12 protein-coding genes are annotated in these 13,957 nt (G+C 66.4%); 5 read left to right on the plus strand and 7 right to left on the minus strand.

Annotation, left to right across the window (positions count from 1 at the left end):
* Nucleotides 1-9: 9 nt before the first annotated feature.
* The 7 genes from DYI37_RS11890 to DYI37_RS11920 all read right to left on the minus strand — a co-directional run bounded on the left by DYI37_RS11890 (nt 10) and on the right by DYI37_RS11920 (nt 8,870).
* Nucleotides 10-1,563 carry a formate dehydrogenase beta subunit gene (locus tag DYI37_RS11890; protein WP_116683424.1) on the minus strand — a complete coding sequence of 518 codons (1,554 nt, stop codon included), beginning with the start codon at nt 1,561-1,563 and terminating at the stop codon, nt 10-12.
* The gene (locus DYI37_RS11895; RefSeq protein WP_199520145.1) at nt 1,560-2,051 is read right to left on the minus strand and encodes a formate dehydrogenase subunit gamma; all 492 of its coding nucleotides are present in this window, start codon (nt 2,049-2,051) and stop codon (nt 1,560-1,562) included. The genes DYI37_RS11890 and DYI37_RS11895 overlap by 4 nt, the downstream gene beginning before the upstream one ends.
* A gap of 345 nt (nt 2,052-2,396) precedes the next feature.
* Nucleotides 2,397-3,293 (minus strand): LysR family transcriptional regulator, encoded by an 897-nt coding sequence (locus DYI37_RS11900; protein WP_116683425.1) that lies wholly within the window; start codon nt 3,291-3,293, stop codon nt 2,397-2,399.
* A 79-nt stretch (nt 3,294-3,372) separates the two neighbouring features.
* The gene (locus DYI37_RS11905; protein WP_245413886.1) at nt 3,373-3,882 is read right to left on the minus strand and encodes a hypothetical protein; all 510 of its coding nucleotides are present in this window, start codon (nt 3,880-3,882) and stop codon (nt 3,373-3,375) included.
* A gap of 4 nt (nt 3,883-3,886) precedes the next feature.
* The gene (locus DYI37_RS11910) at nt 3,887-5,266 is read right to left on the minus strand and encodes an aspartate aminotransferase family protein (RefSeq protein WP_116683426.1); all 1,380 of its coding nucleotides are present in this window, start codon (nt 5,264-5,266) and stop codon (nt 3,887-3,889) included.
* A 135-nt stretch (nt 5,267-5,401) separates the two neighbouring features.
* Nucleotides 5,402-6,325 (minus strand): mechanosensitive ion channel family protein, encoded by a 924-nt coding sequence (locus DYI37_RS11915; RefSeq protein WP_116683427.1) that lies wholly within the window; start codon nt 6,323-6,325, stop codon nt 5,402-5,404.
* A 112-nt stretch (nt 6,326-6,437) separates the two neighbouring features.
* Nucleotides 6,438-8,870, minus strand: a complete 2,433-nt coding sequence (locus DYI37_RS11920; protein WP_245413892.1) for an EAL domain-containing protein — start codon at nt 8,868-8,870, stop codon at nt 6,438-6,440.
* Between the two features lie 324 nt (nt 8,871-9,194).
* Here DYI37_RS11920 and DYI37_RS11925 point away from each other — a divergent pair, with 324 nt between their 5' ends.
* The 5 genes from DYI37_RS11925 (at nt 9,195) to DYI37_RS11945 (ending at nt 13,756) form a co-directional block, all read left to right on the plus strand.
* Nucleotides 9,195-11,030, plus strand: a complete 1,836-nt coding sequence (locus DYI37_RS11925; RefSeq protein WP_116683429.1) for an ABC transporter ATP-binding protein — start codon at nt 9,195-9,197, stop codon at nt 11,028-11,030.
* A gap of 43 nt (nt 11,031-11,073) precedes the next feature.
* Nucleotides 11,074-11,907, plus strand: a complete 834-nt coding sequence (dapB, locus tag DYI37_RS11930) for a 4-hydroxy-tetrahydrodipicolinate reductase (protein ID WP_116683430.1) — start codon at nt 11,074-11,076, stop codon at nt 11,905-11,907.
* 40 nt (nt 11,908-11,947) lie between these two features.
* Nucleotides 11,948-12,571: a 2,3-bisphosphoglycerate-dependent phosphoglycerate mutase gene (locus tag DYI37_RS11935; protein ID WP_116683431.1), complete on the plus strand. Its 624-nt coding sequence runs from the start codon at nt 11,948-11,950 to the stop codon at nt 12,569-12,571.
* 10 nt (nt 12,572-12,581) lie between these two features.
* Nucleotides 12,582-13,076 (plus strand): GNAT family N-acetyltransferase, encoded by a 495-nt coding sequence (locus DYI37_RS11940; protein WP_116683432.1) that lies wholly within the window; start codon nt 12,582-12,584, stop codon nt 13,074-13,076.
* Nucleotides 13,077-13,207: 131 nt separating this feature from the next.
* The gene (locus DYI37_RS11945) at nt 13,208-13,756 is read left to right on the plus strand and encodes a formaldehyde-activating enzyme (RefSeq protein WP_116683433.1); all 549 of its coding nucleotides are present in this window, start codon (nt 13,208-13,210) and stop codon (nt 13,754-13,756) included.
* Nucleotides 13,757-13,957: the final 201 nt, after the last annotated feature.

The following is a 13,957-nucleotide window of genomic DNA, read 5'->3' on the forward strand; positions in this document are numbered from 1 at the left end:
GCGGGCGGCCTATTCGGCCGCCACACGCATCGGAGTACCGTTGAAGTCTTCGGGGAAGTGGCGGATCGCGCTCATCACCGGATAGGGCGTGAACCCACCCAGAGCGCAGAGCGAGCCGAATTCCATCGTGTTGCAGAGATCCTCGACGAGTTCGAGGTTCTCGGCGGGCCGGTCGCCGGCGATCACCTTCTCGACCGTTTCGAGGCCGCGCACCGCGCCGATGCGGCAGGGCGTGCACTTGCCGCAGGATTCCACCGCGCAGAACTCGAAGGCGAAGCGCGCCTGCTTGGCCATGTCGACCGTCTCGTCGAAGATGACGATGCCGGCATGGCCGATCAGCCCCTTCTTGGCCGCGAAGGCCTCGTAGTCGAAGGGCGTATCGAAGAGCGAACGCGGGAAATAGGCCCCGAGCGGCCCGCCCACCTGGACGGCGCGCACGGGCCGGCCGGAATTCGTGCCGCCGGCGATGGTCTCGACGATCTCGCCGAGGGTGAGGCCGAAGGCGACCTCGAAAAGCCCGCCATGCTTGACGTTGCCGGCGATCTGCAAGGGGATGGTGCCGCGCGAGCGGCCCATGCCGAAATCCTTATAGTAGGCGGCACCCTTGGCGAGGATCTCCGGCGTCGAGGCCAGTGAGATGACGTTGTTGATCACCGTCGGGCGACCGAACAGGCCCTTGATGGCCGGCAGCGGCGGCTTGAAGCGCACCTGTCCGCGCTTGCCCTCGAGGCTGTCGAGAAGCGAGGTCTCCTCGCCGCAGACATAGGCCCCTGCCCCGACCCGGACCTCGATATCGAAGGCATGGCCGGAGCCGAGCACCGAGACGCCCAGCCAGCCGAAAGCCTCGGCCCGGCGGATCGCCTCGCGCATGACGCGGATGGCGACGGGATATTCGGAACGCAGATAGATGTAGCCCTTGCTCGCACCGGTGGCGAGCGCCGCTATCGTCATGCCCTCGATCAGGCAGAAGGGATCGCCCTCCATGATCATGCGGTCGGCGAAGGTGCCCGAGTCGCCCTCGTCGGCATTGGCGACGATGTATTTCTTATCGCCCTCGGCCTTGTGCACCGTCTCCCACTTGATGCCGGTCGGGAAACCGGCCCCGCCGCGCCCGCGAAGCCCGGACTCCTTGACCTCGGCGATGATCGCCTCGGCGCCGATCTCCAGCGCGCGGCGAAGGCCGAGGAGACCGCCATGGGCCTCGTAGTCCTCGAGGGACAGGGGATCGGTGATGCCGCAGCGCTTGAAGGTGAGGCGCGACTGTCCCTTCATGAAGGGATGATCGAGCGGATCGCCGATGCGCTTGTCGTGCGCGCCGCCTTCAAGGAAACCCGCATCGAGAAGCGCGGCGATCTCGCCGGGCTCGACCGGACCATAGCCGATGCGGCCATTGCCGGTCTCGACCTCGACGAGGGGTTCGAGCCAGGCCATGCCGTGCGAGCCGTTGCGCACGATCTCGATCTCCAGGCCGCGATCGAGCGCGAGCTTGGCGAGTTCCTGGGCGATCTCGTCGGCCCCGTTTGCGACGGCGAAGGAATCGAGCGGAATGTAGACGCGGGTCATAGGCGGGCCTCCGCGGTGAGCTTTTCGACGCGGGCCTCGTTGAGGCGCCCGACGATGCGGTCGTCGAGCATGGCCGAGGGAGCGGTGGCGCAGAGGCCGAGGCAGTAGACGGCCTCGAGGGTCACGGCGCCGTCGGGCGAGGTCTCGCCGAACGAGATGCCGAGGGCACGCTCGATCGAGGCGGCGACCGCGTCGCCCCCGGCCGCCTGGCAGGCTTCCGCCCGGCAGACCTTCAGGACGTGGCGTCCATGCGGCTCGCGCTTGAAGTCGTGATAGAAGGAGACGACGCCGTAGACTTCGGCGCGGCTGAGATTGAGTTCGTGCGCGACGACCCGCACGGCCGCGTCGGTGATATAGCCGTAGCGGTGATTGAACGCATGCAGGATCGGCAGGAGCGGACCCTCGAGATGCTTATGCTCGCCAATGATGACGAGCGCGTCTTCTTCGTCGAATTCTACGTGGTATGCCACGCCGGTGCCTCCCCGCATGGAAATAGAGTCATTCCAGCAAACACCCTGCACAGTTTGTGATCAAGCGCTCCTTTCCGTGCTTTGATAGAACCTTTCTATCATAGAACCCTTCCAGACTGATGGCCCGGACCGTTTCGACCCCTATCGCGGAAGGGCTCGCGCGCATCGGTCGCAGATGATTGGGACACGCAATGCGAGCAGTCGCGCGCTCGGGCGGGCTCTTTCGATCGAACAAAGGCGCCCAAACGCGGACCCCGTCTCTGTTGCAGTGCCGCATTTCCAGTCAGGCGGCCGGACGAATGGATCGACCTCTCGGGTCGGAAGCGAACAGTCGAAAGCGATGCTTTCATATGCCCGCCGCTATCAGGCGGCGGAGCCCGACACCGCGAAGACCTCGGCCTCGCTCCAGAAGGCCGCGACGATGGGGGGCCTCAGGTCGCGTCTCGCCGTCACCAGCCCCACCGAATAGCTGACCTCCGGCTCGACGAGCGGAATGACGACCAAAGGCTCGACGAGGCCGAGCATCTGCGCCGCGTTGTAGGGGATGATCGTCGCAAGGTCGGCGAGGCGCACCTGGGCGAGGATCGCGGTGATGGAATTGGACTCCATGACCGTCTCGACCGGCCGGATCGAGCCGCCGAGATGCCGGTTGAGGATCCGGCGGTTCTGCATCGAAGGGCTGAGGAGGCAGAGCGGCGCGCTCGCCGCTTCCTCCCAGGTGACGTGCTCCTTGGCCGAGAACGGACTGCCGCGCGTCGTCACGAAGCTGTAGCGCTCCTCGTAGATCGGCTTGGCGTCGACGCGCGCGACCCGCTCGTCCTCCAGATAGGTGAGGCCCACATCGATCTCGAAGTCCTCGACCGCCGTCAGGAGATCGGCGGATGAGAAGGAGGTGACGTCGAAGGTGACATCCGGGTGGCGCGCGCGAAACGGGGTCGTCAGGCGCGGCACGAGGGAGAGCGCCGTCGGAATGGCGCCAATGCGCAGGAAGCCGGTGAGCCCGCGCCGGACGCTGCGCACCTCCTCGCGCATGGTGCGGATGTCGTCGGTGATCTTGCGCGCCCAGGCGAGCACCCGCTCGCCTTCGGCCGTCATGCCCTTGTAGCGCGAACCGCGATTGACGAGCGTGACGCCGAGCCGCTCCTCGAGCTGGCGGATCCCCGCCGAAAGCGTCGGCTGCGTGATCCCGAGCTTGTCCGCCGCGCGCCCGAAATGGCGCTCGTGGCTGAGCATGATGAGATATTCGAACTTGTCGATCACGATCGGGGGTCTTCCTCACGCCCATAGTGCGCCGGCCCGTCCGATTCGGCAAAGGCCTTTCGGCGCGGGCCGGCTCGCCTCAGTTCCAGGCGGCGAGGAGACCGGTCCGCTCTTCACCGACCGGATCGCTTCCCGGCAGCGCCAGCGCCGCGATCCGTCGGCGCGCCACCTCGATCGCTATCGCCCCCTCGCGAGAGATCGCGCCGTTCTGGCCCGGCGGATAGGCGCCGACGACCTGAAAACCGCCCGTCGCCTCAAGGCGCCTGTGACCGACCCCGGCCGGCACGATCACCGTATCGCCGGGCGTCATCTCGACCACGAGACCGCCCTCCTTTTCCTCCCCGCCAAAGCCGATCCGCGCCCGGCCGCCGACGCAGGCCAGCACCTCGTGGCCTTCGAGATGGAAGTGCCAGTAATCGAAGACCGTGTATGTCCAGGTGCCCTGCCAGCCATTGCGCTCGAACAGGCGCTCGACCGTCGCCGATTGCGCTTTGCCCGCCGCAATCGCGCCGGGTGCGATGATGAGGGGCAAATCGCTGTTGGGAATGCCGCCGATGGGGCCGAACCGGTGCGTGCCGAGCTCGCTCACGGCCCTACCCCGCCATTCCCATCTCGCCGGCGAGCGCGTCGAGGCCGTCGCGCACGGTCGCGACCACGGTATCGATCTGATCGTCGGTGATGATGAGGGGCGGGCAGAAGGCGAGCGTGTCGCCGATGGCGCGGGAGATGACGCCGCGCTCCTGAATGAGACCGAAGGCTTTTGCCGCAAGCGCACCCGGCGGCTGGACGGCGATCTTCTTCTCCTTGTCGGTGACGAGTTCGACACCGGCGATCAGCCCGATGCCGCGCACCTCGCCGACCAGGGGGTGACCCGACAGGGTCCGCAGGCCCGACTGGAGCCGTTCGCCGCGCTCGCGGGCATTGGCGACGAGGCCGCGCTCCTCGATGATGGCGAGGTTTTCGAGCGCGACGGCGGCCGCCACGGGATGGCCGGAGGCCGTGAAGCCGTGGCCGAAGGTGCCGATGCGCGCGCTCTCTTCGGCGATCGGGCCGTAGACCTTCTCGTTCATGAGGACCGCCGAGATCGGCAGATAGGACGAGGAAAGCGCCTTGGAGACGGTCATGATGTCGGGTTCGAGACCGTAATAGGTCGAGCCGAACATCTCGCCCGTGCGGCCGAAGCCGCAGATGACCTCGTCGGCGACGAAGAGGATATCGGGATAGTCCGCGAGCACGGCCTTGATCTCGGCCCAGTAGGTGGGCGGAGGAACGACGACCCCGCCCGCGCCCATCACCGGCTCGGCGATGAAGGCGGCGATCGTCTCCGGCCCCCGGGCCTCGATCGTTGCGCGCAATTCGGCCGCACACCGCGCGGCGAACGCCTCCTCGCTCTCGCCCGCCTCGCCCTCGCGCCAGTAATGCGGGCACATGGTGTGGACGACGCCCTCGCCCGGCAGGTCGAAGGAGGCGTGATTGTTGGGCAGGCCCGTGAGGCTCGCCGAGGCGAGCGTGACGCCATGATAGCCGCGAAGGCGCGAAATGATCGTCTTGCGCGCAGGCTCGCCCAGCGCGTTCGAGCGATAGCGCAGGAGCTTGACGATGAGATCGTTGGCTTCCGAGCCCGAATTGGTGAAGTGCACCTTGGACATCGGCACCGGGGCGAGCGCGATCAGCTTCTCGGCAAGGTCCACCACCGGGGCGTGGGTCTTGTGGGTGAAGGAATGATAATAGGGAAGCTGCGCCATCTGCCGGGCGGCGGCATCCACGAGCCGCTGTTCGGAAAAGCCGACGGCCACCGACCAGAGCCCCGCCATCGCCTCGATATAGCGCTTGCCGTCGATGTCCTCGACATAGACCCCGTCGCCCTTCGCCATCACGATCGGGCCGATCTCCTCGTGTCGCCGGGCATTGGTGTAGGGATGGAGGTGATGGGCGACGTCGCGGGCTTCGACGGAATTGGGACGTGGCGGCATGACGAGGCGCTTTCTGTGCGGGAGCCGTTCTGCGTCGATACGCAGCGCCCATGACTAGCCCATCGGGCAGCATGGTTCAAACGGCCGGGCAGCGTTCGCCGCCTTTCCTTGGCCTGCAGGAAAGGCTTTCCCGGTTCAGGCCGCCTTCTGCTTTCCTGTGGGCGCCGCCGCGCTCTTCAGGCGGTTCTGAAGCTCGGCCCAGACCTGGCTGCCGCCGGCGCGATCGGCCTCGCTCGCCTTGCGCAGGACCGTGTCGAGGCCGTCGAAGACCCGGCAGGAAATCGCGTTCTGGAAGTGCGAGGCGTCCTGCACCAGACAGTAGATCGTGACCTGGAACTGGATCTTGCCGATCTCGCTGGTCAGTACCAGGACTTGAGTCTCGGGACCTGCGATCTCGGCCCCGGCCTTGCGGCGGGCGAACTGGTGGAAGCGGGCCGCAAGCTCGCGATCGGCATCGAGGGTCTCGCGCGCGGCGGCCTCGATCAGCGCCATGGTCTGCCCGACGGCGACCTCCCGCTCCATGGTGAGGAGAAAGCGATGGGGCGCATAATGCCGGGGCTGAGCCTCGACCTTCACCGGCCCCGAAAGAAGCACCGAATTGGGCAGCATCACCGTGCGGCCGGTGCCGCAGAAGCCGGCATGGGTGGGCGGCAGTTCCATGATCGTGGTGGAGAAGAGGCCGTGATCGACGACCTCGCCATGAATGCCGTTCAGCTCGATCCGGTCGCCGACCTTGAACAGGTGGCCACCGAAGCGGAGGATCGAGCCCGCCACGCACATGATGAGTTCCTTGGTCGCGACGACCAGGGCGACGAGGACGGCGGTCAGCGAGAACAGCGCGTTCTGGATCTCGGCGAGCCAGATGCCGAGAAGACCGATGGCGATCACCGCATTGGTGAGCGCGCGCACGGTGAAGCGGCGCCGGCGCATGAGGATCGGATCGGCACCGGAGGCAAACAGCCATTCGGCCGCAAAGCGCACCAGAAGGCAGCAGGCGAAGAGCCCGAGGCTCCACTTGAGATTCGAGGCAACACCGGACGGAATGAAGAAGTCCTGCATCCTTCGCGATCCTTAGCATCGAGCCTGTCGGCATGACGTCCCGTTCGCCGGGAAGCGAGGGGATCGGGGCCGGTCTACCGCGCCAAGGTTACCGAAACCTTTATCTTCCCAATCACTTGCTCCCGTTGCGGGCGATCGCCCGACCGGCCCGCGCGCTCGGCATGGAAAGATCGGCGGACCAGCGCGCGTCGATCTCTGCGACCACGCCTGCGATATCGGTTGCCGGGCGCGGCTTGGCGAAGAAGTAGCCCTGCATGTCGGTGCAGCCCTCGTTGATGAGGATGTCCATCTGCTCGCGCGTCTCGATGCCCTCGGCAAGGACGTTCATGTTGAGGGCGCGCGAGAGGCTGATGATCGAGCGGACGATGGCGATGTTCTCCGGACGCCGCAGGTCGCGCACGAAGGACTGGTCGATCTTGATCTTGTCGAAGGGGAAGCGGGAGATGTAGCCGAGCGAGGAATATCCCGTGCCGAAATCGTCCATGGAAAGCGTCAGGCCGCGCTCGCGCATTGCGCGCAGCATGCCGATGGTCCTGTCGCCCTCGTGCATGAGGACCGACTCCGTGACCTCGATCTGAAGCCTTTTGGGGTCGAGGCCGGATTCGGCGAGTGCCCGGTCGAGATCCTGCAGCAGGGTCGCGCTGCCGAACTGGATCGGCGACATGTTCACCGAGACCGAGAGGTCGGACGACCATGAGGCGGCCTCCCGGCAGGCCGTCTGCAGCGTCCAGGCGCCCATCTCCTCGATGATCCCGATCTCCTCGGCGAGCGGGATGAACACGCTGGGGGAGAGGAACCCCCTGGTCGGGTGCTCCCAGCGCATCAGGGCCTCGAATCCGCTGACGGCGCAGCGCCCAGCATCCACGAGGGGCTGGTAGTGGAGGACGAGTTCGCCGTTTCTCACCGCCTGGCGCAGGTCGAACTCCATCTCGCGGCGTTCGCGCTGGCGCTCGCGCAGGACAGGAGTGAAGATGAGGGCCGACTGGCCGGTGCGCTTGGCTTCGTCGATCGCGAGATCGCAGTTCTGCAGGAGGAAGTCGGCATCCTCCTTGCCATCGCGCCGTGCGATGCTCGAATGGGCGAGACCGAAGAGCGGCGCGACCGCAATCCGCCGGCCCTCGATGTCGAAGGGTTCGGAAAGCGCGCCGATCAGCTGGTCCGATATCGTCCTCAGACGCATGGCATCCTGGGGACCGGGAAGCAGGAGGCCGAACTCGTCGCCGCCGAGACGCGCGACGAACGCCTTCTTTCCGGTCTCCGCGCGCAGCCGAGCGCCGACCGCGACGAGGATCCCGTCGCCGATGGCGTGGCCATAGGTGTCGTTGATCGACTTGAAATTGCGCAGGTCGAGGACGAAGAGCGTCACGTCGTCCGCCCGCTTGGACAGCGCACGGTCCACTTCCTCGACGAAACGATAGCGGTTGGGCAGATCGGTGAGGCCGTCGTGAGCCGCGATATGCTCCAGTTCGCGGGCGATCTTCTGGCGCTCCGTCACGTCGTCGAAGGTGACGAGAAGACCGCGATCGGACATGCCGTGGCGCCGGACCGCCATCACCTCGCCCCGCTCCGTCTCGGTCTGCATGGCGGCCGTCTCGTTCGGCGCCAGCGGTGCGTAGATGCGCGGATCGCTCAGGAACTTGCGGGCCGGGGTGCCGATCGGCTGGTGGCCGAAATAGGAGGCGAAAACCTCGTTCGCCATCACGAGGTTCTTCTTCCCGTCGAGCATGCAGAGCCCTTGGGTCATGTTGTCGAGGGCGGCCGAGAGATGGTCCTGCTTGGCCTCCAGCTGACCGGCCAGGGAATTCGACCGATTCGAAAGGGTCGCCGCCATGGACACGACCTGCGCATTGATGGCCGAGAAACACTGCAGCATGGCGCGCGTCTCCGAGGGCGCACCTTGCGTCTCCGGTTCGCTCCATTCGTCCGAGCCGATATTGGCGGCCACCTTCTCGGCGTCGGACAGCGCCTTCAAGATCGATCGCGCGAGAAGCAGCGTGGCGGCGGCGAAGGCGGCGAGACTGACGGCGACGAGAGTGCCGATCATCCAGAAGCCGGTCTGGGCCTTTTCCTGCGCCTGCGTCTTCAGCATGTGAAGACTGCTCTGGGTGGTTGCGATCGCGTCTTCGAGTTCCTTCGAGAGACTGGCGAGTTCCGAGCGCGCGAAGCGTTGGGATACCACGCCGTCGGTCTGCGCCAGCCGGCTCAGCTGATAGCGCAGGTTGCCCATAGCATTGGCCGTGGACTGGGGAAGCGGGACCATCTGGGCGATGTCGATATCGGCGCGGATGAATTCGATGGCCTGCCGCAGATCGCCGGCCTCGCTGTCGCTGAGGCGTCCGCCCGCTTCGGCCGGTGCAAGCTCCCGGATCGTCTGGAGTTTCGTCTCGAGGACGTTCACCCGCTCCCGGGCCGCGAGCAGCCGGTCGAGCGGCACCACGGCGCTGTCATGGGTCTGCACCGACAGGTCGAGTGCGGCGGTCTGGGTTCGCAGGGACAGAACGGCGACGGCGATCGTCAGCACCACGAAGATGCAGCACGTCAACACCAGTCGTAGGACAATCGACATTGCCTGCTTCAAACTCCGGGTTCGGTCCTGTTCGGCCCGGACACTGACACAAGCACAATGACGTTTACTTAACGCGCGGAACAATCGATCGATCGCATATTCGATCGCCATACGGGCGTTTTACAGGCTTAAATCATTGCTGGCCAAGCGAAAGCGGGGCGATGCGGACGAATGCGGGACGATCTGGAGCGATGCAGGAATATCGCGGTCGGCGCGTGAATTGCATGGATCGAACGCTTCGGAAACGAAATCGAGGCGCCCCGCGATAGGCATGGCGGCCTTCCACGGTTATAGGCCGGCGTCATGGCAGATCCCGAACAGACCCCCCTTGCCCGCAAACCCCGCAAGCTGCGCCTGAAACAGCGTGAGGATCGCGGCGTGATGCTGCGGCTCATCCGGCGCATGTTCGAGGAAAACGCCCATCGCTTCGTCAAGCAGTATGCGATCGCGATCGTCTGCCTGATCCTCGTTGCGGGAACCACCGCCTTCCTCGCCTGGATCATGCGAGACGTGATCGACGAGATCTTCGTGGAGGGCAATCGCGCGGCGATCGTCACCCTGCCGCTCATCGTCTTCCTCACCTTCGTCGTGCGGGGCTTTGCCTCCTACGGCCAGGGCGTTCTTCTCGCGCGGATCGGCAACAACATCGTCGCGCGCTATCAGCGGCGGCTCTTCACCAAGCTGACGGAGCTGTCGGTCGACTTCTTCGCCGACAACCGCTCCGCCCAGCTCGCCGCCCGCGTCAACCAGAACGTGACCGGCATCCGCGACACGCTGAACCTCACCATCACCTCCCTTGCCCGCGACCTGCTCAGCCTCGTCTTCCTGGTGGGCGTGATGATCTACCAGGATCCGATCCTCTCCTTCATCGCGCTGCTCGCCGCGCCGCCCATCACCATCATGATCGCGGGGCTCGCCCGGAAACTGCGAACCGCGACACGCGAGGTGGTGGACGTCAACGCCCGCGTCCTCGCCTCCATGCAGGAGGCCGCCCAGGGCATCACCGTGGTCAAGGCGTTCACCATGGAGCGCCCCCTCACCGAGCGCCTCGAAGTCCTCGTGGAACGGGCCGAGGAGCGCTCCAACCGCATCGCCTCGATCACCGAGCGCACGACGCCGGTCACCGAGGTCGTCGCGGGCCTCGCGATCGCCGGCGTCATCGCCTATTCGGGCTATCGCGCCATCGTCTACGGCTATTCGCCGGGCGCCATGTTCGCCTTCATCACCGCCCTGCTTCTCGCCTACGATCCGGCACGGCGCCTCGCCAAACTCCAGGTCCAGCTCGAACGGGCTATGGTCAACGCCGCGATGATCTACGAGATCCTCGACATCGAGCCGCGCCAGGCCGATGCGGGCAATGCCCGCCCGCTCGCGATCGACAGGGGCGAGATCGTCTTCGACGACGTGACCTTCTCCTATCATCCGAGCGAGAAGGTGCTGAGGAATCTCAGCTTCACCGCGCCCGCGGCGAAGACCACCGCCGTCATCGGCGCCTCCGGCGGCGGCAAGTCGACCATCGTCTCCCTCATCCAGCGCTTCTACGACGTGGAAGGAGGCGCCATCCGCGTCGACGGGACCGATATCCGCGAGGTGACGAAGGCCTCGCTGCGCAGCCAGATCGCCTACGTGCCCCAGACGCCGTATCTGTTCGAGGGAACCATCGGCGAGAATATCCGCCTCGGACGCCCCGACGCGAGCGACGAGGAGGTGCGGGACGCCGCGCGCAAGGCCCAGGCCGAAGAGTTCATCCTGCGCCAGCCGGAGGGCTACGACACGCCGCTCGGCGAGAACGGCGTGACCCTTTCCGGCGGCCAGAGACAGAGGCTCTCGATCGCCCGCGCGCTGGTGCGCAATGCGCCGATCCTGCTTCTCGACGAAGCGACGAGCGCCCTCGACACCCAGTCCGAGACCCTCGTCCAGGAGGCGCTGGAGGCGGCCATGCGCGACCGCACGACCATCGTCGTCGCCCATCGTCTGTCCACGATCGTCAATGCCGACCAGATCCTCGTCATCGACAAGGGCGTGATCGCGGAAGCCGGCACCCACGAGGAGCTTGTCGACAGGCCCAATGGCCTCTATGCCCGTTTCTACGCCCTGCAGAACAGACGCCAGGGCGACGACATCGTGACGCTCGCCTGATCGGGCGGGCGGGACCGCTCGGCAAGCGCGAAGGCGAGATGGCATGGACGACACTCAGATCGTGGTTTTCGGTGCGGCGGGCCGCATGGGGCGGACGATCGTCAGGATCGTCGCCGAGGCCCGTGGCGCGAAACTCGTCGGCGCGCTCGAGCCGGCCAGTTCGTCGGCGCTCGGCGACGATGCGGGAATGCTCGCGGGCCTGAAGCCGCTCGGGGTCACCGTGACATCGGACATCGCGTCCGCGCTTTCGAAGGCCGATGCGGTGATCGACTTCTCAGCGCCCGGCGCGAGCGCGATGCTGGCCGAAGCGGCCGCGAAGGCCGGCGCTGCCCATATCATCGGAACGACCGGGTTCTCGGCCGATCACGAGGCGGCGATCGCACGGGCCGCCGAGCGCTGCGCGATCGTCAAGTCCGGCAATATGAGCCTCGGCGTCAACCTGCTCGCCGGTCTCGTCGAACAGGCGGCCCGGGCCCTGCCCTCCGACCTCTTCGATATCGAGATCCTCGAAATGCATCACCGCCACAAGGTGGACGCGCCGTCCGGCACGGCGCTGCTTCTGGGCGAGGCGGCGGCGAAGGGCCGTCAGGTCGACCTCGCCGAGGAGAGCGTGCGGGTGCGCGACGGACAGACCGGCCCGCGCGAGGCCGGCACGATCGGCTTCGCCACGCTTCGCGGCGGCTCGGTGGTGGGCGAGCATTCGGTGATCTTCGCCGGCGAAGGCGAACGCATCGAGCTCACCCATCTGGCCGGCGACCGGGAGATCTTCGCGCGCGGCGCGGTCTCGGCCGCCCTGTGGACCAAGGGCCGCGCGCCCGGCCTCTATTCCATGCGGGACGTTCTCGGCCTCGGCGCCGAAACGACCGGACGACCCTGATTCCCTCTCCTAAACCTCCTCTCTCAAAGGACCCATCCCGATGTCCGGCACCCTCGTCCTCGTCCGCCACGGCCAGAGCGAATGGAACAAGAAGAACCTCTTCACCGGCTGGAAGGACCCCGACCTCACCGAGGCGGGCGTCGCGGAGGCGAAGGCTGCGGGCGAACGCCTGAAGGCCGCCGGCCACGCCTCCTTCGACAGGGGCTTCACCTCCAAGCTCGGCCGGGCCCAGCGCACCCTGAAGCTCATTCTCGAGACCATCGGCCAGACCGATCTCGAGATCAGCGAGAACGTCGCCCTCAACGAGCGGGACTATGGCGACCTTGCGGGTCTGAACAAGGACGATGCGCGCGAGAAGTGGGGCGAGGACCAGGTGCATGTCTGGCGCCGGTCCTACGACGTGCCGCCCCCGGGCGGGGAAAGCCTGAAGGACACGGGCGCGCGGACCTGGCCCTATTATCTCCACGTGATCCAGCCGACGGTCCTGCGCGGCAACACGGTCATCGTCTCGGCCCACGGCAATTCCCTGCGCGCGCTGGTGATGGCGCTCGAAGGCCTGACCCCGGACGAGATCCTGAAATACGAGATCGCGACCGGCGTTCCCATCGTCTACAAGCTCAATGCGGATTCGACGATCGCCGAGAAGAGCGTCCTCGAAGCCTGAGAGCCCGGCTATGGACACGCAGCCCTCGATCCGTCCGGCCGAGCGTGAGGACCGCCCAGCCATCTGGGCGATCCTCGAACCGGTTCTGAGGGCCGGCGAGACCTATGCCCTCGACCGCGACCTCACCGAGGACGCGGCCCTCGACTATTGGCTCGGCACCGATCGGACGAGCTTCGTCGCCCTCCTCGACGGCGAGATCCGGGGCACCTACTACCTGAAGCGCAACCAGGCCGGTGGCGGGTCTCATGTGGCCAATTGCGGCTATGCGGTCTCGGAGAAAGCGCGCGGACGCGGCCTTGCCCGGGCGATGGCGCTTCATTCCTTGAGCGAGGCCGGGCAGCGCGGCTTCCGGGCGATGCAGTTCAACTTCGTCGTGGAGGCGAACGCCGCAGCCGTCCATCTGTGGCGCTCGCTCGGCTTTGCCGAGGTCGGGCGCCTGCCGAAGGCCTTCGATCACCCCGTGGACGGCCCCGTCGACGCCCTCGTCTTCTGGCGCGATCTGTGACGCACAGGGCCGGCTGAGCGGCGCGAAACTTGACGCCTAGCCCGCGAAAACCGGGAAATCCTCGGCTTGCGGCGGCCCCTTGCGATCTGCTACCGGCGCCTGGGCACCGAAGCGAAAACTCTGGAGATCCCATGTCCGACCGTATCGTCATGCGCACCGGCGAAGCTCTCGTCGCAGGCGGGCCTCCGGGCACCGCGGCCGAACCCGAGGTCGTCATCGGCGAGCTCGACGGCCCGGTCGGGACCGCGCTCGCGACGCTGACCGGCGATCAGGTCGCCGGACACAGCCGCGTCTTCGCGCTGCTGAACACCGACATCATGGTCCGCCCGGTCACGCTCTGCGTCTCGAAGGTGACCGTCGAGGACCTGCGCTATACCAACATCCTCATGGGAACCGTCCAGTTCGCCATCGCCAACGGTGTTCTCGACGCCGTGCGCGAGGGCATCCTGCCCAAGGACAAGGTCAACGATCTCGGCATCATCTGCTCGGTCTGGCTCGCCCCGGCGATCATCGAGCAGGAGACGATCGACCACAAGGCGCTGTTCGAGATCCATCGCAAGGGCATGACCAATGCCATCCGCAAGGCGATGACCAACGAGCCGTCCATCGACTGGCTCCTCGAGAACCAGGACAAGATCGTCCATAAATACTACCAGCAGGGTCTCGACGGAAAGATCTGACCGGATCGATCCCATCAACGGGGAGCGTCTTCGTCCCGGCATGACCGGCAAGAGACGAGGACGCCACAAAGAGAACCAGCCGCCCGCAGCCTTCCGGCGCGGGCGGCTTTTTTCGTTTCGCCGTTCATCATCGCGAATACGCAAGGGCGCCGACGAACGCGATGGCCCGGCCCCGGCATAACCCTTGGTCGCGGGCCATTG

The sequence above is a fragment of the Fulvimarina endophytica genome (assembly GCF_003403015.1).
GTDB classification, from domain to species: Bacteria; Pseudomonadota; Alphaproteobacteria; order Rhizobiales; family Rhizobiaceae; genus Fulvimarina; species Fulvimarina endophytica.